The organism is Afipia sp. GAS231, from assembly GCF_900103365.1.
Lineage (GTDB): Bacteria > Pseudomonadota > Alphaproteobacteria > Rhizobiales > Xanthobacteraceae > Bradyrhizobium.
Genome location: NZ_LT629703.1, coordinates 1,042,798 through 1,063,568, shown reverse-complemented (window position 1 = coordinate 1,063,568; position 20,771 = coordinate 1,042,798). Strand labels below are relative to the sequence as shown.

At 63.0% G+C, this 20,771-nt stretch carries 26 protein-coding genes; 16 read left to right on the top strand and 10 right to left on the bottom strand.

The features are described from left to right. Positions 1-30 precede the first annotated feature (30 nt). Positions 31-948, bottom strand: a complete 918-nt coding sequence (locus BLS26_RS05070; RefSeq protein WP_092508987.1) for a branched-chain amino acid ABC transporter permease LivH — start codon at positions 946-948, stop codon at positions 31-33. Between the two features lie 298 nt (positions 949-1,246). On the opposite strand from BLS26_RS05070, the gene BLS26_RS36235 reads away from it, so the two are divergent. Beyond that, the gene (locus BLS26_RS36235; RefSeq protein WP_172804545.1) at positions 1,247-1,411 is read left to right on the top strand and encodes a hypothetical protein; all 165 of its coding nucleotides are present in this window, start codon (positions 1,247-1,249) and stop codon (positions 1,409-1,411) included. 349 nt (positions 1,412-1,760) lie between these two features. Here BLS26_RS36235 and BLS26_RS36555 read toward each other — a convergent pair whose 3' ends face one another. The 6 genes from BLS26_RS36555 to BLS26_RS05045 form a co-directional block, all read right to left on the bottom strand. Next, complete coding sequence (locus tag BLS26_RS36555) at positions 1,761-1,994, bottom strand: response regulator (RefSeq protein ID WP_157676306.1); 234 nt, start codon at positions 1,992-1,994, stop codon at positions 1,761-1,763. A 304-nt stretch (positions 1,995-2,298) separates the two neighbouring features. Next, positions 2,299-2,754, bottom strand: a complete 456-nt coding sequence (locus BLS26_RS05065) for a hypothetical protein (protein ID WP_092508985.1) — start codon at positions 2,752-2,754, stop codon at positions 2,299-2,301. 152 nt (positions 2,755-2,906) lie between these two features. After that, entirely contained in the window at positions 2,907-3,587 is a 681-nt protein-coding gene (locus BLS26_RS05060) for a Crp/Fnr family transcriptional regulator (RefSeq protein WP_092508983.1), read from the bottom strand. 309 nt (positions 3,588-3,896) lie between these two features. Continuing rightward, complete coding sequence (locus BLS26_RS05055) at positions 3,897-4,289, bottom strand: carboxymuconolactone decarboxylase family protein (protein WP_092508981.1); 393 nt, start codon at positions 4,287-4,289, stop codon at positions 3,897-3,899. Positions 4,290-4,395: 106 nt separating this feature from the next. Further along, the gene (gene pcaD, locus BLS26_RS05050; RefSeq protein WP_092508979.1) at positions 4,396-5,178 is read right to left on the bottom strand and encodes a 3-oxoadipate enol-lactonase; all 783 of its coding nucleotides are present in this window, start codon (positions 5,176-5,178) and stop codon (positions 4,396-4,398) included. 18 nt (positions 5,179-5,196) lie between these two features. Next, positions 5,197-6,552 (bottom strand): 3-carboxy-cis,cis-muconate cycloisomerase, encoded by a 1,356-nt coding sequence (locus BLS26_RS05045; RefSeq protein ID WP_092508977.1) that lies wholly within the window; start codon positions 6,550-6,552, stop codon positions 5,197-5,199. A 176-nt stretch (positions 6,553-6,728) separates the two neighbouring features. Between BLS26_RS05045 and BLS26_RS05040 the strand changes: the two genes are divergently transcribed. The 11 genes from BLS26_RS05040 (at position 6,729) to BLS26_RS04990 (ending at position 14,912) form a co-directional block, all read left to right on the top strand. Beyond that, positions 6,729-7,175 (top strand): carbon monoxide dehydrogenase subunit G, encoded by a 447-nt coding sequence (locus BLS26_RS05040; protein ID WP_027539662.1) that lies wholly within the window; start codon positions 6,729-6,731, stop codon positions 7,173-7,175. A 177-nt stretch (positions 7,176-7,352) separates the two neighbouring features. Beyond that, a complete protein-coding gene (locus tag BLS26_RS05035) occupies positions 7,353-7,838 on the top strand; it encodes a (2Fe-2S)-binding protein (RefSeq protein WP_074830873.1) in 486 nt (161 codons plus the stop codon). 35 nt (positions 7,839-7,873) lie between these two features. Beyond that, on the top strand, positions 7,874-8,677 hold the full coding sequence (locus BLS26_RS05030; RefSeq protein ID WP_092508975.1) for a xanthine dehydrogenase family protein subunit M: 804 nt from the start codon (positions 7,874-7,876) through the stop codon (positions 8,675-8,677). A gap of 34 nt (positions 8,678-8,711) precedes the next feature. Then, complete coding sequence (locus BLS26_RS05025) at positions 8,712-9,620, top strand: MoxR family ATPase (RefSeq protein ID WP_092508973.1); 909 nt, start codon at positions 8,712-8,714, stop codon at positions 9,618-9,620. 123 nt (positions 9,621-9,743) lie between these two features. After that, a complete protein-coding gene (locus BLS26_RS05020; RefSeq protein WP_172804544.1) occupies positions 9,744-10,949 on the top strand; it encodes a VWA domain-containing protein in 1,206 nt (401 codons plus the stop codon). Positions 10,950-10,961: 12 nt separating this feature from the next. Beyond that, a complete protein-coding gene (locus tag BLS26_RS05015; protein WP_092508969.1) occupies positions 10,962-11,291 on the top strand; it encodes an XdhC family protein in 330 nt (109 codons plus the stop codon). Next, complete coding sequence (locus BLS26_RS05010; protein WP_092508967.1) at positions 11,288-11,992, top strand: XdhC family protein; 705 nt, start codon at positions 11,288-11,290, stop codon at positions 11,990-11,992. The genes BLS26_RS05015 and BLS26_RS05010 overlap by 4 nt, the downstream gene beginning before the upstream one ends. Beyond that, positions 11,989-13,593 (top strand): NTP transferase domain-containing protein, encoded by a 1,605-nt coding sequence (locus BLS26_RS05005; protein WP_092508965.1) that lies wholly within the window; start codon positions 11,989-11,991, stop codon positions 13,591-13,593. Before BLS26_RS05010 ends, BLS26_RS05005 begins: the two co-directional genes overlap by 4 nt. Before the next feature lie 106 nt (positions 13,594-13,699). Beyond that, the gene (locus tag BLS26_RS05000; protein WP_092517644.1) at positions 13,700-13,912 is read left to right on the top strand and encodes a photosystem reaction center subunit H; all 213 of its coding nucleotides are present in this window, start codon (positions 13,700-13,702) and stop codon (positions 13,910-13,912) included. A gap of 86 nt (positions 13,913-13,998) precedes the next feature. Continuing rightward, on the top strand, positions 13,999-14,316 hold the full coding sequence (locus BLS26_RS04995) for an HPF/RaiA family ribosome-associated protein (protein ID WP_092508963.1): 318 nt from the start codon (positions 13,999-14,001) through the stop codon (positions 14,314-14,316). 206 nt (positions 14,317-14,522) lie between these two features. Further along, positions 14,523-14,912 carry a DUF4189 domain-containing protein gene (locus tag BLS26_RS04990; protein ID WP_172804774.1) on the top strand — a complete coding sequence of 130 codons (390 nt, stop codon included), beginning with the start codon at positions 14,523-14,525 and terminating at the stop codon, positions 14,910-14,912. Between the two features lies 1 nt (position 14,913). Here the strand turns inward: BLS26_RS04990 and BLS26_RS04985 are convergent, their stop codons facing one another. After that, a complete protein-coding gene (locus BLS26_RS04985) occupies positions 14,914-15,882 on the bottom strand; it encodes a Dyp-type peroxidase (RefSeq protein ID WP_092508959.1) in 969 nt (322 codons plus the stop codon). A gap of 240 nt (positions 15,883-16,122) precedes the next feature. On the opposite strand from BLS26_RS04985, the gene BLS26_RS04980 reads away from it, so the two are divergent. The 4 genes from BLS26_RS04980 (at position 16,123) to BLS26_RS35540 (ending at position 18,223) form a co-directional block, all read left to right on the top strand. Then, positions 16,123-16,533, top strand: coding sequence for a DUF2000 family protein (locus BLS26_RS04980; protein WP_092508957.1), 411 nt, complete (start codon positions 16,123-16,125; stop codon positions 16,531-16,533). A 265-nt stretch (positions 16,534-16,798) separates the two neighbouring features. Further along, entirely contained in the window at positions 16,799-17,101 is a 303-nt protein-coding gene (locus tag BLS26_RS04975) for a hypothetical protein (RefSeq protein WP_092508955.1), read from the top strand. A 183-nt stretch (positions 17,102-17,284) separates the two neighbouring features. Then, positions 17,285-17,758, top strand: coding sequence for a Crp/Fnr family transcriptional regulator (locus BLS26_RS04970; protein ID WP_092508953.1), 474 nt, complete (start codon positions 17,285-17,287; stop codon positions 17,756-17,758). A gap of 213 nt (positions 17,759-17,971) precedes the next feature. Continuing rightward, positions 17,972-18,223, top strand: coding sequence for a hypothetical protein (locus tag BLS26_RS35540; protein ID WP_157676304.1), 252 nt, complete (start codon positions 17,972-17,974; stop codon positions 18,221-18,223). Positions 18,224-18,347: 124 nt separating this feature from the next. On the opposite strand, the gene BLS26_RS04960 is transcribed toward BLS26_RS35540, so the two are convergent. Both BLS26_RS04960 and BLS26_RS04955 read right to left on the bottom strand, forming a co-directional pair. Further along, positions 18,348-19,187: an amidohydrolase gene (locus BLS26_RS04960; RefSeq protein WP_157676302.1), complete on the bottom strand. Its 840-nt coding sequence runs from the start codon at positions 19,185-19,187 to the stop codon at positions 18,348-18,350. 172 nt (positions 19,188-19,359) lie between these two features. Beyond that, positions 19,360-20,769, bottom strand: a complete 1,410-nt coding sequence (locus BLS26_RS04955; RefSeq protein ID WP_244541846.1) for an IS110 family transposase — start codon at positions 20,767-20,769, stop codon at positions 19,360-19,362. Positions 20,770-20,771: the final 2 nt, after the last annotated feature.

The window sequence follows — 20,771 nt, the reverse complement described above, 5'->3', positions numbered from 1 at the left end:
CGGCGGGGGGTGCGTTCACGCGGCCGCCCGTCAGACTTTTTCGACTTCGGGCCGGCCGAGCAGGCCGGTCGGAAGGAAGATCAGCACGATGATCAGGATCGAGAACGCGGCGACGTCCTTGTATTCGACCGAGAAGTAGGCCGACCACAGCGTCTCGATCAGGCCGATCAAAAGTCCGCCCAACATCGCGCCGGGCAGCGAGCCGATGCCGCCGAGCACGGCGGCGGTGAACGCCTTGATGCCGGCAACGAAGCCCATGAAGAAATCGACGAGGCCGTAATAGAGCAGGTACATCATGCCGGCGACGGCGGCGAGTGCTGCACCGATCACGAAGGTCATGGAGATGGTACGGTCGACATCGACGCCGAGCAGCGACGCCATGGTCTGATCCTGCTCGCAGGCGCGCATGTCGCGGCCGAGCCGGGTGCTCGACACCAGCCAGGTGAACAGTGCGAGCAGCACCACGGTGGTGATGACGACGACGATCTGGATGTTGGACAGTTGCACGGCAAAACCGCCGGCCCCCTCATGCAGCGTGTAGCCGCCGGTGATGATCGGCGGCACCGGCTTGACCCGCGCGCCCTGGGCGACCTGCGAATAATTGGTCAGCACGAATGACATGCCGATCGCCGAGAGCATCGGCGCCAGACGGAACGAGTGCCGCAGCGGCCGGTAGGCGATGCGCTCGATGGTCCAGCCGTAGAGCGCGGTGACCGCCATCGAAACCAGCAGCACGATCAGCAGGATCAGCGGGATCGCGGTCAGGCCGAACGACACCAGGATCAGGAAGGTGATCAGCGCGATGAAGCCGCCGATCATGAAAATATCGCCATGGGCGAAATTGATCATGCCGACGATGCCATAGACCATGGTGTAGCCGATGGCGATCAGGCCATAGATCGAGCCGAGCACGAGGCCGTTGATCAGTTGCTGGGCTAAATAATCCATGCGCTGCCGCGGTTAGAGAACAACAACGCGGCAAGAGCCCCGGCAGCCCAAGACAGCGCGTCGTGGCGTTTTCTAACAGTGGGAACCCGGGGCGGCAACAGCGCCGCCTGCGGGTTAAAGGGCTTGTACAGAGCTAGTTTTCCAGGAGCGGGGTTCCGCCGTCACAGTCCGGACACGGCTTTGCCGCGCAATGATCGTCAAGAAACCGACGAGGAACCGATGAGGAACCGCTGTTCCCATGCAACCAACGCCCGGGCACGCCGTTGAACCCGGCTTCGTTCAACAAGGGAGATCCTGAATGAGCAACCAGAACCAGAACCCGGGCCAACAGAACCAGAACCCGGGTCAGCAGAACCAGAACCCGGGTCAGAAGCCCGGCCAGCAGCAGGGCGGCGGCCACAAGCCGGGCCAGCAGCAGCAGGACCCGAACCGTCAGGGCCAGAAACCCAATCAGGACCGCTAGTCCGAATGGACGCGTGAGAAGGAAGGCCCCGCCGAAAGGTGGGGCTTTTCCTTGGCCGTCTTCTTGGCCGTTTCCTCGGCCGTCGCGGGCTCAGTAAAGGCTGATCGGAATTTCGCTCTGGACGATCGCATCCGACCCGATCGGCAGATCGACGCGGTAGCCGTCAAAACCGGCGGTCCAGCCGGACGTCGGCCGAACCTGCGAGACACCTTCAAAGAACAGCGGCTTGACAAACCACGCGGCGAACTGCGGGATGAAATGCGTAGAAGATTGCGACGTAGTCCCTGTGAACGGTCGACGTCGTCAAGGCATTTACCTCGCTGGCAGCCGTTTCGGCTGCGGGCTGAGGTTAGGTCGGGGGCCTTAGTTCGCCGAACAGCCAGCCGAGCACGTTGGAGCGGATCGGATCGGCCGCTTCGAGAACTTTCTCGACATGATTGCACTGAAGGCATTCGAAAGTTCGAGCGTTGATCCCGAGCCGCGCCGGCGTTATCCGGGCCGACACCATCGCTGCCGCGCACATTTTGCAGAGTCGGGGGTTGATCTTGCCGGTTGATATATCTCGTGAGTAGTGATGCTCCATCACCCTTCTCCTCGATCGTACCAACGTCAGCGCCAGTGAACGATGCTATGGCGTAACGCAACCGAAGGTAGGACCGATCTGATCAGGTGACTGGTCAATATTGCTCACTTTGGGAGATTCGATCGGGATTTTTTTGCAAACGAATTGCTTCCAGGCGATCGACGAATTTCGTCACCTTTAACTCAATTGCGTGCGCTCTCGTGCGGCAGACGCACGAATTCATACGTCGCATTATTGTCATCTTCTCCGTCGCAAAAAAAGCGACCCTTTCGGGCCGCCCTTTTGCCGTTTGGACGTAGCGCGCTTACTGGCAGAGATGCCGGCGACCGTCTTCGCCACGAAATACCGTTCCCGGCTCGCAGACGAATCCGTTGGGATTGTAGCCGCCGTATGAGCCGCCGTAAGCCACTGCCGGACCGGGATCATAGGCGTAGGAGTCGTCGTAGTAACCGGAATCGCCGTAGCCATAACCGTAGCCGCCCAGCGCGGCACCGGCGATGACGCCGGCTGCGATACCGGGTCCAAACCCGCCGTGCCGGAAGCCGCCGCCGCGATAATTACCGCCGCCGAACCGCGCGCCGCCGGACGCAACGCGTGCGCCGCCGATGCCGCCGCCGGCAAAGTGGGGCACCCCGCCGCCGCCGCCGCCGCTAAAGTGAGCGCCGCCGCCGTGTCCGCCACCGGGGCCGCGTGCGAGTGCCGGAGAAGCTGCAAGCGCGATCGCGACACAGGCCGCGCCAATAATCTTCAATTTGGTCATTCAATCCTCCATGAATTGCTGTGGAGGCAACAGGCGGCAGCCGCGAACGTTCCGCCGTTGACGGGAACGTGTCCAAAGCTTCATGTGCAAGGTTGGCGCGCGTCCTGGACTGTCGTGCGGCGATCAGGCGATGATCAATCAGCGCGCGCCGTCTACGGCTCGCGCTGGATTTCCGGCTTGTCGTACAGCACCGCGTTCAGGAGCGAGCTGTGGACCTCGATTTTTCCGTTGTAGCTGATGAAGCCGAGTTTGCGGAATTTGTTCATGAAGAAACTGACGCGGGAGCGGGTGGTCCCGATCATCTCGGCCAGGGTTTCCTGACTGATGTTCGGGCTGATCGGCTGCGGGCTGCCTTCCTTGCCGAAATTGGCCAGCAGAAGCAGCAGGCGCGCCAGCCGTTTCTCACTTGAATTGAACAGTTGATCGATCAGGTCCTCTTCGATCCGGCTGTTTCGGGTCAAAAGATGCGCCATGAACAGTTCGGAAAACTTGGGCTCGCTGTGAAGCGCGGCGAGCATCGCGATTTTGGCGATCGCGGTGACCAGGCATGCTTCCATCGCCGTGGTTGTCGCGATGCGCAGCGAATGACCGTTCAGGCAACCCTCGCCGAAGAACTGGCCGGGCTCGAGCATGCCCACAACCGCTTCCTTGCCCTGCTCGGAAATGACGACGACCTTCAACCGGCCCTTTTGAACATAATAAATCGTGTCGGCCGCGTCCCCCTGGGCGAACACGACCTCGTCCTTGCGATACTCGACAATGGTCTTTCCCTCGCCGACCATGGCGAGAAATTCCCTGGGGTCGAAAGCGACTTGATGAGGCTTGGCTGCCATATTCTGAGGAATCCCGGGTGGTGCCCATCATAGCCGTTGAGACGACAGGCGTCCGAACTAAAACCGGGGCAGGCGGATTTGGGTGTTAAAAACGGCGAAGCGAAGGGAGCCCCGCTTGGGGTGAGCGGGGCTCCCTCGTCAGCAGTCGAGCCGCGGCTAAAGCTCGCCTCCCGTTGACAATGCCGAGCCTGCCATTTTTCCGGGTGGACGGTCTGAGCAATATTGCTCACCTGCGCGGCTTTCCCACGCTAGGGCCGTTTCCGGGCCGGCTTCGGCCCGGACGGGACGGGCGGTCCGGCGCCCCTGCGGCTACCCCTTCAGCAATCCCAGTTCGGCGACGATCGCCGCGGCTTCCTTGACGGCGTGATTGGCCGCCGGCACGCCGCAATAGATCGCCTGCTGCAGCAAGATCTCCTTGATGTCGTTGGGGGTGAAACCGCCTTCGGTGAGCGCGGCGCGAACGTGCAGGCGGAATTCGTCCCACTGGCCGAGCGCGACCATGGTGCCGATCACCAGCACGCGGCGGGTGCGGTGGTCGAAGTGCGGCCGGGTCCAGATATCGCCCCAGGCATAACGCGTGATCAGGTCCTGAAAATCGGTATTGAACGCGTTGCGGTTGGCAAGCGATTTGTCGACCCATTCGTTGCCGAGCACTTTTCGGCGCTGGGTCATGCCGTCGTCGCGGCGCTGGTTGTCATCCATGAGTTTTTCCCTCCCGTCATTGCGAGCGGAGCGAAGCAATCCATTCATCCGCAAAGAAAGTCTGGATTGCTTCGTCGCTTCGCTCCTCGCAATGACGTTGTTTGAGTTAGCGTTGCGTCAGGAAACCGACCACCGCGTCGGTGAAGGCGTGCGGTTGCTCGACATTGGAAATATGCGCGGCGTCCAGGATCGTCATGCTGGCGCCGGGAATCTGGCTGCGAATGTATTCGGCGGCAGAAATCGGCGTTGACATGTCGTGGCGTCCGGCGATCACCAGCGTCGGGCTCTTGATATCAGGCAACGCCTCGCGCAGATCGAGCGTCGACAGCGCCTCGCAGCAGGCGATGTAGCCTTCGACCGGCGTGGTCAGCATCATCGCCTTCATGTTGGCGGCGATCTGCGGCTCGCGCTCGCGAAAATCTGAGGTCAGCCAGCCCGACATCACGGCGTCGGCAACGGCGGCGATGCCGCCTTCCTTCACCGCCTTGATGCGCTCGTGCCAGCGGGTCGGGTCCGGATAGTGGCAGGCGGTGTTGGCGAGAATGATCTTGCCGAACCGATCGGGTGCGTTCGCGCCCAGCCATTGCCCGACCATGCCGCCCATCGACAGGCCGCACCAATGCGTCTTGGCGATGTTGAGATCGTCGAGGATCGCCAGCACGTCGCGGCCGAAGCGCTCCATCGAATAGGGGCCGGGCGGCACGTTCGATTTGCCGTGGCCGCGCCGGTCGTAGCGGATGACGCGAAACACCTGGCCTAGCGCCTTCATCTGCGGCTCCCACATCGCCATGGTGGAGCCGAGCGAATTCGACAGCATCAGCGTCGGTCCGCCGTCGCGGCCTTCGACGGATACGTTGAGCAGGCACCCGTCGGCGTCGATCATCGGCATCTGAAATTCTCCGGTCTCTTATCTGTCGTCGATTGAAGCGAGCAGGCGGTCGATCAGGGCCTGCGAGGCGCCCTGATAGGCCATCGGCTCGAACAGTTTGGCAATGTGGTCGGCGCTTAGCAGCGCGGTGATTTTCGAATCCGCGGTCAGCACGTCGCGCAGATGTTTCTTGTCGGCGACCGCCTTCTTGCTGGCCCCCTCGATCAGATGATGCGCGTCGCTTTTGCCGATCTTCTCGGCCAGCGCCATCGTTACGGCCTCGGCCATGATCAGCCCATGGGTCGCATCGAGATTGACCCGCATCCTTGCGGCATCGACTTCCAGTCCTTCGCCGATATCGACGATCGCGGCCAGCGCGCCCGATGTGACCAGCATCAGCGTCGGCAAGGTCGGCCATTCCGCGTGCCACGGCCCCGCGCTGCGCTCGTGGTCCTGCACCTGCGCCGCAAAGATCGTCGCCGCGAGATTGGGTGCCATGGTCGCAGCACCAAGCGCGCTGGCTGCCGCAACCGGATTGCGCTTGTGCGGCATGGTGGACGAACCGCCGCGGCCTTCGCCCGAGGGTTCGAAGGCTTCACCGACGTCGGTCTGCATCATCAACGAGACGTCGCGGGCGATCTTGCCGCAGGTGCCGGCGAGGATCGCGAACACGGACGCCGCTTCCGCGATGCGGTCGCGGTGGGTGTGCCAGGGCGCGTCGGGCAGCGGCAAGTTCAGTTCCCGCGCCAGCCGTTCCGCGACCGGCAACCCCTTGTCGCCGAGCGCGGCGAGCGTGCCGGCCGCGCCGCCGAATTGCAGCGCCAGCGTCTCGCGGCGCAGCCGCTGCAGCCGCTTTCGCGAGCGGTGCAGCGCCGCGGCATATTCGGCGAGCTTCAATCCGAACGGCATCGGCAGCGCGTGCTGCAACCAGGTACGGGCGACGACCGGCGTATGACGATGCTTTTGCGCCAGTGCCGCAAAACCCGCGACGGCGCGGCCGGTGTCGGCGAGCAAGGCATCGATGCCGGCGCGCAGGCCGAGCATGGCACCGGTGTCGATGACGTCCTGGCTGGTCGCGCCCCAATGGACATAGCGGGCGGCATCAGCGTCGGTCTTCGCGACTGAAGCCGTTAACGCCTTGACGAGGGGGATTGCGAGATTGCCGGATCGCGTGGCGGCCTCGGCGAGGGCCGCGAGATCGAATGATTCGGCGCGGCAGGCGGCCGTGATCGGGCCGGCTGAGCTTGCCGGAATCACGCCTGTCGCGGCTTCCGCGCGCGCCAGGCCGGCCTCGAAATCCAGCATATTTTGCAGGCATGCGACGTCATCGCAGACCGCGCGCATCGCGGCACTCGACAGCATCGGCGCCAGCAAAGGGGAGAGGGACGTGCTCATATGCGCGCGACCTAACCATTCCCGACTGGCGCTGCCAATGCCCTCGTTGCGGTATCCTCGCCCGGCCGCCGCGCGTTGCGAATATGCATCGCTCTATGTCGGAACGCGGCCTTTCCTTTCGCCCCCACGTGGCTTACTTGGGGTCACAGACCAAGGCGATTTCAGGAGGCACCCCCATGGCCATGACGATGACCGGCGAAGTCCAGCTTGCGGCGCCGCGCGAGGCCGTGTGGGCCAAATTGAACGATCCGGAGGTGCTGAAGGCCTGCATTCCCGGCTGCGAGGAACTGGAAAAGACCGAAGACAACGGTTTCCGCGCCACCGCCAAAATGAAGGTCGGCCCGGTCTCGGCCCGCTTCAAGGGCAAGGTTACGCTGAGCGACCTCGACCCGCCGAACGGCTACAAGATCTCCGGCGAAGGCGAGGGCGGCGTCGCCGGTTTTGCCAAGGGCGGCGCCACCGTGGGCCTGGCCGAAAAGGACGGCGGCACGCTGTTGAGCTATAATGTCGAAGCGCAGATCGGCGGCAAGCTGGCCCAGCTCGGGCAGCGCCTGATCAACGGTTCGGCCAAGAAACTGGCCGACGAATTCTTCGCCAATTTCGCCAAAGCGGTACAGGGCTGATCCCCCAAGGGTGATCCGCAAAAGGCCGCCCGGACTGTCCCGCATACCATGTCAGGCCATGCCCCAAGCGGGGGGCTCCCGAGGTTGCTCATTGGCGGGATGGCCCATATTATGGCCTTGGAATGATTTTAAACGCCTGCGCGGCCGATATGCGGCCCGCAGCCCAAGAGAGTGCTGATGGCCAAGATTTCCCTGATCGTGAACGGCAATCCCGTAAACGCCAATATCGACCCCCGTACCCTCCTGGTTCAGCTTCTGCGGGAAAATCTCCGGCTGACGGGCACCCATGTCGGCTGCGACACCTCGCAATGCGGCGCGTGCGTCGTCCATCTCGACGGCAAGGCTGTCAAGTCCTGCACCACGCTTGCTGTCATGGCCGACGGCCATGAGGTCCGCACCATCGAGGGTCTGGCCGCCGACGGCGCGCCGCTGCATCCGATGCAGGAAGCTTTCCGCGAGCATCACGGTCTGCAGTGCGGCTTCTGCACCCCCGGCATGATCATGACCGCGGTCGATATGGTGCACCGCAAGGGCCATGACCTTTCGGACCACGTCATTCGCGAGGAGCTCGAAGGCAATCTGTGCCGCTGCACCGGCTATCAGAACATCGTTGAATCGATCGCCGCCGGCGCCAAGGCGATGGCGAAATCCGATCTCGCATAATCGAATTCATCGCGACCCGCGATCAGGAACTTCTCATGTACGAATTTAAATATCATCGCCCGGCGACCGTGCGGCAGGCCGCCAATCTGTTGCTGAAGAACGAAGACGCCAAGGTGATCGCAGGCGGCCACACGCTGGTGCCGGTCATGAAGCAGCGACTCGCCAGCCCGCCGCATCTGGTCGACCTCTCCCACATCGAAGGTCTCGATACCATCGAGATGAAGGGCCGTTCGCTGGTGATCGGCGCCACCGCCAAGCACGCGACTGTCGCAACGTCGGCGATCGTCGGCGAAGCCATTCCGGCGCTGGCCGAACTCGCAGGCCAGATCGGCGACCCCGCGGTGCGTCATAAAGGCACCATCGGCGGCTCGCTCGCCAACAACGATCCGACCGCGGATTATCCGGCCGCGGTGCTGGCGCTCGGCGCCACCATCGTCACCAACAAGCGCAAGCTGAAGGCCGAAGAGTTTTTCCAGGGCCTGTTCACCACGGCGCTCGAGAGCGACGAGATCATCACCAAGGTGATGTTCCCGCTGCCGAAGAAGGCGGCCTATATCAAGTTCCGCAACCAGGCCTCGCGCTACGCGCTGGTCGGCGTGTTCGTCGCCAAGCGTCCGTCGGACGTTCGCGTCGCCGTCACCGGCGCAGGCTCGGACGGCGTGTTCCGCGCCGAGGCGTTCGAGGAAGCCTTGAAGAAGCGTTTCTCGCACAAGGTGCTCGACGGCATTTCGGTTTCCGCCGATGGTTTGAACAGCGACCTGCACGGCAGCGCCGAATATCGCGCGCATCTGATCGGCGTGCTGACGCGCCGCGCCGTCGAAGCCGCGACGGCGAAGTGAAACCGCGTTCTATCGTATCAAGACTGGCCTGCTCATGAGTGCATCGGCGTCACCCAAATCCGTCGATGCGATGCTCGAACTCCTGACCTCGCGCGGCTATCTGGCCGAGCGGTCGCTGGCGACGGTAACTTTTCTGTCGCTGCGCATGGGCCGGCCGCTGTTCCTCGAAGGCGAGGCCGGGGTCGGCAAGACCGAAATTGCAAAAGTCTTGTCGGCGGCACTTGGGCGCAAGCTGATCCGGCTGCAATGCTATGAAGGGCTCGACGTCGCTTCCGCGGTCTACGAGTGGAACAGCGCGTCGCAGATGATCGCTATCCGGCTGGCCGAAGCCGCGGGGGATACCGACCGCGATCAGCTTTCATCGGACATCTTCGCCGAAAAATTCCTGATCAAGCGGCCGCTGCTGCAGGCGCTGGAGCCTGATGTCGCCGGCGCGCCGGTGCTATTGATCGACGAACTCGATCGCGCCGACGAGGCGTTCGAGGCTTATCTGCTGGAAATTCTCAGCGACTTCCAGGTCACGATTCCCGAGTTCGGCACCATCAAGGCACCGGAGCCGCCGATCGTCATCATCACCTCGAACCGCACCCGCGAAATTCACGACGCACTGAAGCGGCGCTGTCTCTATCACTGGGTCGATTATCCCGAGGCCGAGCGCGAGCTTGCGATCGTCAAGTCGCGGGTTCCCAACATTTCCGCCAAACTTTCGCAGCAGGTTGTCCGCTTCGTGCAGATGCTGCGCGACCAGGATTTCTACAAGTCGCCGGGCGTTGCCGAGACCATCGACTGGGCCACTGCGCTGACGGAGCTCGACGCCCGTTCGCTGACCCCGCAAGTGGTCGGCGACACGCTCGGCGCGCTCTTGAAATACCAGGACGACATCGCGCGGATGCAGGGCGACACGCTGCAGAAGGTTTTGAAGGAAGCGACGAGCGAGAGCTAGTTCTCGCGTCGTAACAAGTAGTCGTCATTCCGGGATGGTCCGAAGGGACCAGACCCGGAATCTCGAGATTCCGGGTTCGATGCTTCGCATCGCCCCGGAATGACGGCAGTGAGACCTGAACCGATGACCACCATCGATCACCTCAATCCCCCGACAGGGCAAATGGCCGACAACGTGGTCGGCTTTGCCCGCGCGTTGCGGGCGGCCGGGCTGCCGGTCGGGCCTGGGGCTGTCATCGATGCCTTGAACGCGCTGCAGGTGATCGAGATCGGCAACCGTTCCGACGTTTACACGACGCTTGAAGCGATCTTCGTCAAGCGTCATGAACACGCACTGATTTTCGAACAAGCCTTTGCACTGTTCTTCCGCGCCGCCGAAGAGTGGAAGAGCATGCTGGATTCGGTGCCGTTGCCGGACCACGCCAAAAAGAAGCCGCCGCCGGCCTCGCGCCGCGTCCAGGAGGCGCTGGCGCAGCCGTCGATGCGCGAGGAGACAGCGCAGGAGCAGCAGCAGGAGTTGCGGCTGTCGGTCTCCGACAAGGAGATCCTGCAGAAGAAAGACTTTGCGCAGATGAGTGCGGCGGAGATCGCCGACGTCACCCGCGCCATCGCCAATATGCGGCTGCCGCAGGCCGAGCTGCGCACCCGCCGTTACCAGCCCGATGCCAGGGGGATGCGGCTCGACATGCGCCGGACGCTGCGCAGCTCCTTGCGCACCGGCGGCGAGATCATCGATATCCGCAAACTCGGCCGGATCGACAAGCCGGCGCCGATCGTGGCGCTGCTCGATATCTCGGGATCAATGAGCGAATATACCCGCCTGTTCCTGCATTTCCTCCATGCCATCACCGATGCCCGCAAGCGGGTCTCGGTGTTTTTGTTCGGCACAAGACTGACCAATGTGACGCGGGCGTTGCGGGCGCGCGATCCGGACGAAGCGCTGGCGAGCTGCTCGTCCTCGGTCGAGGACTGGGCCGGGGGCACCCGGATCGCGACCTCGCTGCATTCGTTCAACAATCTGTGGGGGCGCCGCGTCCTCGGGCAGGGCGCCATCGTGCTCTTGATCTCCGACGGGCTGGAGCGCGAGGCCGACGACAAACTGGCGTTCGAGATGGACCGGCTGCACCGGTCCTGCCGCCGGCTGATCTGGCTCAACCCCTTGCTGCGGTACAGCGGCTTCGAGGCCAAGGCACAGGGCATCAAAATGATGCTTCCGCACGTTGACGAATTCCGCCCGGTACATAATTTGAGCTCGATGGGCGAGCTGATCACGGCGCTGTCGGCGCCGCCTCCGCCGCACCACCGCAGCCTGATCCGATCCGCAGCCTGAGAGAGGTCCGCCATGCTCAACCGCGACGAAGACATTCTGCAGGCGGCCGAGGCCTGGCAAAAGGCCGGTCATGGGGTCGCCCTGGCGACCGTGGTCGAAACCTGGGGCTCGGCGCCGCGTCCGGCCGGCTCCAGCCTCGTCATCAACGATGACGGCACCTTTTTGGGGTCGGTCTCCGGCGGCTGCGTCGAAGGCGCCGTCGTCACCGAGGCGCTGGACGTGATCGCCAGCGGCAAACCCAAAATGCTCGAATTCGGCGTCGCCGACGAGACCGCGTGGAATGTCGGGCTCTCCTGCGGCGGCACCATCCGCGTCTTCGTCGAGAAGGTGAGTCAATCGTGAAACTCCAGACCCTCACGGAAGTAAACGCCGAGCGCGCCGCGCGCCGGCCGGTGATCGTCGTCACCGATACCGCCAATGGCGAGCAGCGGCTGGTGAAAGCCAAGGATATCGCCACCGATCCGCTGCGCGCTGAATTGTCGAAACAGCTCCGCATGGGCAAGAGCGGCAACGTCGAGGTTGGCGGCAAAAAGCTGTTTCTCAATGTCTACGCGCCGACCGCGCGTCTCGTCATCGTCGGTGCCGTCCATATCAGTCAGGCGCTGGCGCCGCTGGCGCGGGCGCTCGACTACGACGTCACGGTGGTGGATCCGCGCACGGCGTTCGCGAGCCCCGAGCGTTTCCCCGACGTGCCGCTGGTCGCCGAATGGCCCGACGTCGCGCTGCCGCCGCTCAACATCGATCACTACACGGCCTTCGTCGCGGTCACGCATGATCCCAAGATCGACGATCCGGCGCTGCTGCATGCCTTTGCGCGCGACTGTTTCTATATCGGCGCGCTCGGTTCGCGAAAAACCCATGCCAAGCGCGGCGAGCGGCTGAAGGCGCAAGGCGCCTCCGATGCCGACATCGCGCGCATCCGCGCCCCGATCGGGCTCAACATCGGTGCGGTGTCGCCGGCGGAGATCGCAGTCTCGATCATGGCGGAGATCACCGCCGAACTGCGAATGCCAAAAGAAAACGTGAAAGAACAAGCGGCATGAAATTCGGTCCCGCCAGTCCGGCCGACGCGATTGGCGGCGTCACCGTGCACACCCTGCGCCAGGGTGCGCTGGTGCTGAAAAAAGGCACCACGATCGGGCCCGCCGAAGTCGAGGCGCTCACCAAGGCCGGTGTTGCGGAAATCGTCGTGGTGCGGCTGGAGGAGGGCGACGTCTCCGAAGACGTTGCCGCGGCCGGCATCGCGCAGGCGGTGGCGGGCGAAGGCGTCAATGTCGAGCGCGCCTTTACCGGCCGCGCCAATCTGTTCGCGGCGAAAGCCGGCGTGCTGGTGGTGGACCGCGCTGCGGTCGACCGCATCAACGGCGTCGACGAGGCCATCACGTTTGCGACGCTTGCCGCCTACAAGCCGGTAGTCGAAGGCGAGATGATCGCGACCGTGAAGCTGATTCCGTTCGGCGTCGAAGCCACCTTGCGCGATGCGGCCGTGGCGGTGGCAGGCAAGGGCGCTCTGAGGATCGCGCCTTACACCATCAAGCGTGTCGGCGTGGTCTCGACTTTGCTGCCGGGGCTGGCGCCGAAGGTGATCGAAAAAACGCTGCGCGTCACCGCGGAACGGCTGGCGCCGGCCAGCGCCACCATCATTGCCGAACGCCGCGTGCCGCATGACGAGACTGTGCTGGCTGCTTCGATCAAGGAACTGCTCGACCTTGGCGCCGAACTGGTGATCGTCTTCGGTGCGTCGGCGATTGCCGACCGCCGCGACGTGATCCCTGCCGCAATCACCGAAATCGGCGGCACGATCGAGCACTTTGGTATGCCGGTCGATCCCGGCAATCTCTTGCTGATCGGCAGCGCCGGTGGCGTGCCGGTGCTGGGCGCCCCGGGCTGCGCGCGCTCTCCGGTGGAAAACGGTTTTGACTGGGTGCTGATGCGCCTGCTCGCCGGCCTCAAGGTCACGCGCGCCGAACTCACCGGCATGGGCGTCGGCGGTCTCTTGATGGAAATCGTCACCCGGCCGCAGCCGCGCACCGTTGCCGAGATCGAGGCCAACCGCAACGTCGCCGCGATCGTGCTGGCCGCCGGCCGCTCGACGCGGATGGGCGGACCCAACAAGCTGCTCGCCGAACTCGACGGCAAGAAACTGGTGCGGACCGTCGCCGAACAGGCGCTGGCCTCGAAGGCATCGGAGGTGATCGTGGTCACCGGCCATCAGGCCGACCTGGTCGAGCAGGCCCTGGCCGGCCTCCAGGTCAGATTCATCCGCAACCCGGATTTCGCCGGCGGGCTTGCGTCTTCCGTGAAAGCAGGGATCGCGGCGGTATCGGACAAGGCCGACGGTGCCATCGTGTGCCTCGGCGACATGCCGCTGATCGATAGCAAACTGATCGACCACCTGATCGAGAGCTTTGCGCCCGACCGCGGCCAGTTGATCGTGGTGCCGGTCAGCGACGGCCGTCGTGGTAATCCGGTGCTGTGGTCGCGGCGTTTCTTCCGCGAATTGATGACGCTCGACGGCGACGTCGGCGCCCGTCATTTGATCGCCAAGCACGCCGAAGCCGTGGCTGAAGTCGCGGTCGAGGGCGTCAGCGCGTTTCTCGACATCGACACCCCGCAGGCGCTGGAAGCAGCACGGCGGGGGTAAAGCGGGGTTCCGCCGGAACACCTATTTGCCGCGCGGCGGCCACGACTTCCGCGTCATTGAGATGCAGACAGCGCTTTCGCTAAACGTCTCAATCCGGGGTTGTCAGATGCCAACTGTGATGGTCCGCGCGACCACGATCCTCGGCGAGTTCGAGCAGGTCCAGGCCGAACTTGTCGGCAAGGCCGTGATCCTTACCGATGGGAAGGCAGGGACGGTCGAAACGGTTTGGCTTGATGAATTGCATGGCCTGCGAATTTCAATCAGGGGCCACGACGGCAAGTGGCCGATCTCCACGATAAAGCTGGCGCAGACGCACTGAAACCGGCTTCCTGACGTTGGGGATGCAACCATTCAGCGTGGCCTGGATTGCCATAGGACGCCGACCCAACCGCTGGAAAGGGCCAAATGCAAATCGCGCCAGAGATCACCTTCGAAGGTTCAGAATCATCGGACGCTGCTCGATCCCAGATATTGAGCGAGATCGAGCGGCTGGAAACCCATAACCAGCGAATTACCGGTTGCCGCGTCAAGGTGATAGCACCCAGCCACAAGCATCGCCACGGTATCGGGTTTGAGGTCCACATCTGGTTGACGCTTCCGCCGCACGAAAACATCGTCGTGAACCAGTCAGGCTCAAATGACGCGCGGCATGAACATGCTCAAGTCGCCATCAGGGACGCCTTCGCGGCGCTTCGGCGCCAAGTCGATTCCCTTGCTGCGTAGGGCACAATAGCTCGCAGTTCGTAGGGTGGGCAAAGCGCAAGCGTGCCCACCATTTCTCACGCGGGCCGGGTTGGTGGGCACGGCTCAAGGATGCCTCTGCCCACTCTACGAGCTTCCGTCAGCCCCTTTTTCAACCCTCCGTTCACCAAGTTGAAACTCCCCACGGGCTAGATTCCGGCCGGGCCGCCTCGGGGGAGGGGATTTTGATTATTTCGACTGTCGCCGCGCAACGCCGTGCGTTGTTCATTCTGGCGCTGACCGTATTGCTGGGTGCATCGCGTTTCATCACCGAAACCTGGGCAGCGGGCGCGTTGGCGGTCGGCAAATGCGGTGCCTATGGCCAGGCCTATGACTATGCCGCCGAGGCGCCGGCGCGCGCCGCCGCGCTCAAACAATGCAAGGGCGACTGCACGGCCGTGACCATGAAGCGCGCCTGCGCTGCATTGGCGGTCGACATGGCTAACCCTTGCGGACCCCACGGTTATGCCGTGAAGCCGAAGATCTCGAGCTCGCTCAACGCCGCCACCAAGAAGTGCTACGAATTCGGCGGCAAGGAATGCGTGATCCGCGCCTGGGCCTGCGACGCCAAGGGCTGAACTACTTCTGCGCCGCTTCCATAATCACCTGCAGCATCGGGCGGGTCGGCGCAAAGAACGTCGTGCCGGTATGCGGCGTCGAGAAATCGAGCAGGCGGTCGTAGGCGCCCGGCGGATCGCCGATATACATCCGCTGCAGCATTTTTTCGATCACCCAGAGATAGCGGGTATAGCCGATAAAATAGGTGCCGAATTCCTGCTGTCCCGGCCGGCCGAACGGCATGTTGTCGCGCAGGATGTCGTATTCGTTACCGTCGGCGTCGGTGATGGTGTTCAGCGACTTGTGCGATTTGCGCGGCGCGTCGTCGTCGTCGATTTCGATATTATCAATCTTGGTGCGGCCGATGATCTCCTCCTGCAGATGCGTCGGGGTTTTTCCCCAGGCGTTGAGGTCGTGCAGATATTTCTGGACGACGACATAGCTGCCGCCGGCGAAGTCGGCGTCTTCATCACCGACCAGCGACGAGGCCGGCAGGTCGAGGCCGGTCGGATTGGCGGTGCCGTCGACAAAGCCGAGGAGATCGCGGGCATCGAAATACCGGAAGCCCGAAACCTCGTCGACCACCGTCACCGCGGCGCCGAGGTTGTCGAGCAGGATCCGTTCGAACTCGAAACACATGTCGGGTCGTTCGGACCGGATATGGAAGAGCAGGTCGCCCGGCGTCGATGGTGCCGCATGAACCGGTCCCTTGATCGGCGCAAACGGTTTCAGCTCCTTCGGCCGGCTTTTTGAATCGAGGCGATCCCAGAGATCGCGGCCGATTCCGGCGATGCACGACAGGCGGCCGTTAAGATCGCGAAATCCGACCGTCTTGACGAGATCATCGAGGTCGCCGAGGACAGACGCGGCCTTCGCGAGCGCAGCCGGTTCGCTTGCCACCGTGACCACCAGAAAAACCGCCGCCGTCGACAGCGGCGCATCGACGCTCTGGGCGTCGATCGGCACCCGGTCCCAATTCTTGCCTGACATCTTTGAAGTCTCTGCCTGCCCAAGGCAGAGTATCGCGATCGTAAGCGGACGCGCAACAGCGGAGGGAAGTGACGTTCTGGTCGGCAATCGGATATCGCCGGTGTCGCGGGATGATTTTTGCTATCGTCATTCCGGGGCGCGTCGAAGACGCGAACCTGGAAGTTCGAGATTGTCAGCTCGAGATTCCGGGTTCGATGCTTCGCATCGCCCCGGAATGACGTCGGTACATCGGGAGAAATCATGCAATTCGACACCAAGATCGCGGTCGTGATCCGGACCGATCTCGAACCGTGGCAGAAGCTCAACGTGGCTTCGTTCCTGGCCGGCGGCATTGCCGCGGCGTTTCCGGAATGCGTCGGCGAACCCTATGGCGACGGCTCCGGCACAAAATACCTGCCGCTGATCGGCCAGCCGATCCTGATCTACGGCGCCGATCGTCCGGCGCTGTCGCGCGCGCTGGAACGCGCGCTGGCCCGCAATGTCACGCCGGCGGTCTATACCGAAGACATGTTCAAGACCACGCATGACGCCGCCAACCGCGAGGTGGTCAAGGCCGTGATCCGCGCCGAACTCAACCTGGTCGGGCTCGCGATGCGCGCCGAGCGCAAGGTGATCGACAAGATCATCGACGGGTTGAAGTTTCACAGCTAGCGGGTGGATCGAATGCCGTATTGGTTGAGGCTACGATCTTGACCATCTTGCGCCAGGCACGGCGCCGAGCGCGTTAGCTCGGCCGCGGCGGGCAAGACCCCCACCAAAAATCCAAAGCTGACAGGTGAAAAAAGCCTGGCGCGTCCGTCCCTGGAGATGGCCGACATCGGCCAAACCGGCTTCGACGGACACCCCGGCGGAGCGGGAGACCTGAACCCGCGCCAATGCTGGAAGCGGCGGCGCATCAACGGAGGAGTAGAATCAAATGTTGCGCAAAATTGTCATTGGACTTGTCGCTGCGGCGTCGCTGAGTGCGATGGCGCTGGTTCCGACCGAGGCTTCCGCAAGAGCGTTTGGCGGCGGCTTTGGCCGGGGAGGCGGATTTGGCGGTCATCACTTCGCCGGTGGCGGATTTGGCGGACGTCACTTCGGCGGTGGATTCGGCGGACGTCACTTCGGCAGCGGCCTTGGCCTTGGTCTCGGTCTCGACCTGATCTCTGCCGGGATCTACAGCAGCGCATGCCGGTCGGCCGTCACGCCCAGCGGCCGCATCGTCACCATCTGCTAATGATCAAAAACGGCCTTGATACCGCAACTCCCCGGCCGCCCAGCGCGTCCGGGCTTTTTTTTGTGGCTTGTGGTCCTGATGCCGCCGGGCGGCCTGGCAGGTTGACACCCGCGCACGAATATTCGTGGTAGATGGGTTCCGTCGGGCTTGGCCCGCTTGCCACGGCCGAAGTATATTAGGTGGATGGCTGTCAGCTCGCCCGATTTGAAAGCGTTCTTGCTCGCCACACCGTTTTTCGGTGCCCTCTCGGTCGCAGGCCTCGATTTCCTGATCTCCATGCTGATCGAGCGCCGCTTCGACGCCGGCGCCACCGTGGTCGCGGAAGGCGAACCGGGGCGCTCGATGTTCATTGTTCACTCCGGCGAACTCGTGGTGAGCCAGCTCGGGTATTCGGGGCGCGTCATTCGTATGACGGGTCTCGCGCCGGGTGATTTTTTCGGCGAAATGACCTTGATCGAAATGCAGAACCGGTCGGCCACCGTCGTCGCGGAGAGCCCGACCGTGCTGTACGAGCTCACGGCGCAAAATCTCTACAGTTGCTACAAGGCCGACATTCACGCCTACGTGATGGTGATGCAGAATATCAACCGCGAGCTTTGCCGGCGTCTCCGCCGCGCCGACGGTCGCATTGCCGAGCTCGTTCGCGCGAGTGAATGACGCCGATCCGCGATGCTCGTGGAGCGCGCGGCGCTTGAGGGGATCGTCGACGGGTCGAAGTTTCACGGCTGGCGCGCGCAGGGCGTCGCTGGTCGCTGCATCGCAGCGAAGAGTCCGCGCTGGCGAATTGCGCGTACCTTTGTACGGTATTGGATAGACAGACGTCTCCTGTTGCCCAACAATAAAGGAGGGGGGGCGAGTGAGGAGACGGCGATGGGTACCATTGGAGCGGTTTTTCAGCCGGAGCTGATCGGATTGATGAAGGCAGTCCTCGACGATGCGGCCACGGCGCTTCCGGAATCCAGGCGTACGTCGACAATGATGGCCGACATGGCTTCGCAAATTCTTGCGCGCGCCGCCAAGGGTGAGCGTGACCCGGCAGCACTGAAAGAAGCTGCGTTGTCGGTCGCGGTCGAGTGTTCGCACTATTCGCACGACATCTCGCCGGAGCGACGCGCGGTATAGCGAGGAAGCTGGAGCGTTTTCCAGCGAAGTGGAAACCGGTTCGCGTCAAGAAAACGCGTCAAATCAAAAACCTAGAGCCCCGTTCCGATTCCATCGGAACGGAAGAGGCTCCAGGCGTTGCGCCTTACTTCTTCGGTGACCAGCCATAGGCCTTGGCGCAGGCGCCGCCCATCAGCATTGCCCGCTCGGTGGCGCTGAGCCGATCCGTCTTGAGGAACGGCACCACGGCCTGCTCGTAGTTGACGACGGCAAACGCGCGGGTCCAGTCGGTGCCCCAGAGGCAGCGATCGAAACCCCAGGCGTCGAACACGCGCGCCAGCGGATCCCAGATGTCGGGGAACGGGTAGGGCTGCCGCGACAGCGTGCAGGCGCCGCTGACCTTGATCACGGCGTTCGGGCGCTTGGCGAGTGCCAGCACCTTTGGCAAATCGGCCCAGGGTTCGAGCGGCGCCGGCGGTTGGCGTGGCTGCAGGATGCCGAGATGGTCGACGATGAAGCGGGTGTTGGGATGGCGATCGATCAGCGCCGTGCCTTCGTCCACATTGTCCCAGCACAGCAGGTTGACCGGAAAGTCGTAGCGGACGGCCGCGGCCGCGATCCGGTCGAGCCCGGGATGGTCATGCGTGCGGCGGTTCTCTCTCGTGAGCATGATGCGAATGCCGACTGCGCCCGGCGTCTTCTTCCACTCGGCGACGACATCGGCCACATCGGGGTTCTCAGGGTCGACGGGCTTGACGATCGCCATCCGGCCGGGATGGGCGCGTTGCACGTCCACGGCATAGCTGGCGTCGTAGCGGTACATCGAAAACGAGGAGATGAAGATCGCGCCGTCGACGCCGACCTTGTCCATCGCCGCCACCATCTCGTCGCCGGTGACGTGATCGGGCCAGTTCGGCACCGTGTGCCAGGGCCGCTTCGGCGTATTCGCCTCATAGGCATGGACCTGGGAATCGATAATGGCCATCGGCGCTTTCCTCCGTGCCGGGCGATTGTTGTGCCCGATGATTTCCGACATTGCAGCAGGTTCGCGCACCGAGGGCAACGCGCGCGGCGCATTGCTGCTGCCTGGATCGCGGGTAGGGGCATCGCGCCGCGAGATCGGAACACGTATTCGAGATTCGTAGCAACCATTAAAGCTAAGCATCTTTTTCGATCCACGGGGTACCGCGTTGAACGACGGTGTTGGCGTAGATCAGGAGCTTGCGGGCGCAGGCGATGAGTGCGGCGTTATGATGCTTTCCGGATGCTATTAGGCGTGCGTAGAGCATGGTGAGGGCCTTGTTCCACCGGAACACTGCTGGGAGGGCTGCCGCGAACAGGGAGCGCCGCAAGCGAGCTCGGCCGCCGGCGATGTGGCGTTGCCCTTTTTGCTGCCCGCTGTCGTTGTCGAAGGGAGCAAGTCCGGCGAGGGCTGCGGCTTCCTCCCGGCTCACGCGACCAAGCTCGGGCATACGGATAATGATTGCCAGTGCAGTCCGCTCACCGATTCCAGGAATACTGAGCACCAGATCAAAGCGAGCGGCGAGATCGGGGTGAGAGCGTAATTGCTTGGCAATGTAACGAACCTGGGCGAGCCGTCGCGCGTTCCATCGAGCAATTTCGCCAAGAACCATTCGCCGCAACCGAGGCTCGTGGATATGTTCCAGCCGGGTCTTGAAGCGCCTGAGATCCTCATCGATTTGATCGAGGAAAGTCAGATTTTCAGCCAATTCAGCCAGACGTGAATCTGGCGTAGTCTTCGGCGGATCGAGCGTTGCTGTGCAAGCCGCGATCAAGACCGCGTCGAGCGCATCGTTCTTGGCGCGGCACAGATGCACCCGGCCAAACGCCTTGACCTGGATCGGCTGCAGCACCAGCACGGTAAAGCCTGCCTCGCGTAAATGCTCCACCACACCACGTTCATACCCGCCGGTCGCCTCGATGCCGACGCGCGTCACGCCGGCCTTGGCTAGGTAACCGGCAAGGGCTCGCCAGCCAGGCAAGACGTTTGCGACCTGCCAACGCTCGGCACGATCGTGAACTGCGATGTCCAGTTTGGACTTGGACGTATCGATTCCAGCCGTCGTTATGATAATCTGTGTCATCTTCGTCGACCCTGCCTTGTGAAGCGAACCAAGTTGTTCCGGCAACCATCCGGGTCCGATGAAGGTGCTGACGACGATCTCGCTACGGAGCAGCCAAAAGTGGCTCTGGATGGGTACGATCCGATCGCCAGCGGCCTGCCGCGGATTGCCGTCCGTGGCAGGCCATTCCTTTCGGAACACACCGACAATAATCGATTTTGCTATTACAAGGATGGGTTGAGCACAGCGATACCCATCAACACTACCGGTGAAGCGATGGGTATCGCTGCGCTCCACCCATCCTACGGCGCCGTCATTGCGAACGGAGTGACGCAATCCATCTCTCCACGTGAAGAAAGAATGGATTGCTTCGCGGAGCCTGTCATCGGGCGGGCATTCGCCCGACCCGTTGGCTCGCAAATGACGGGATAAGTCTTTGGAACGATGTGAATGATCACCAATGACGCCGATGTGAAATTGCATTG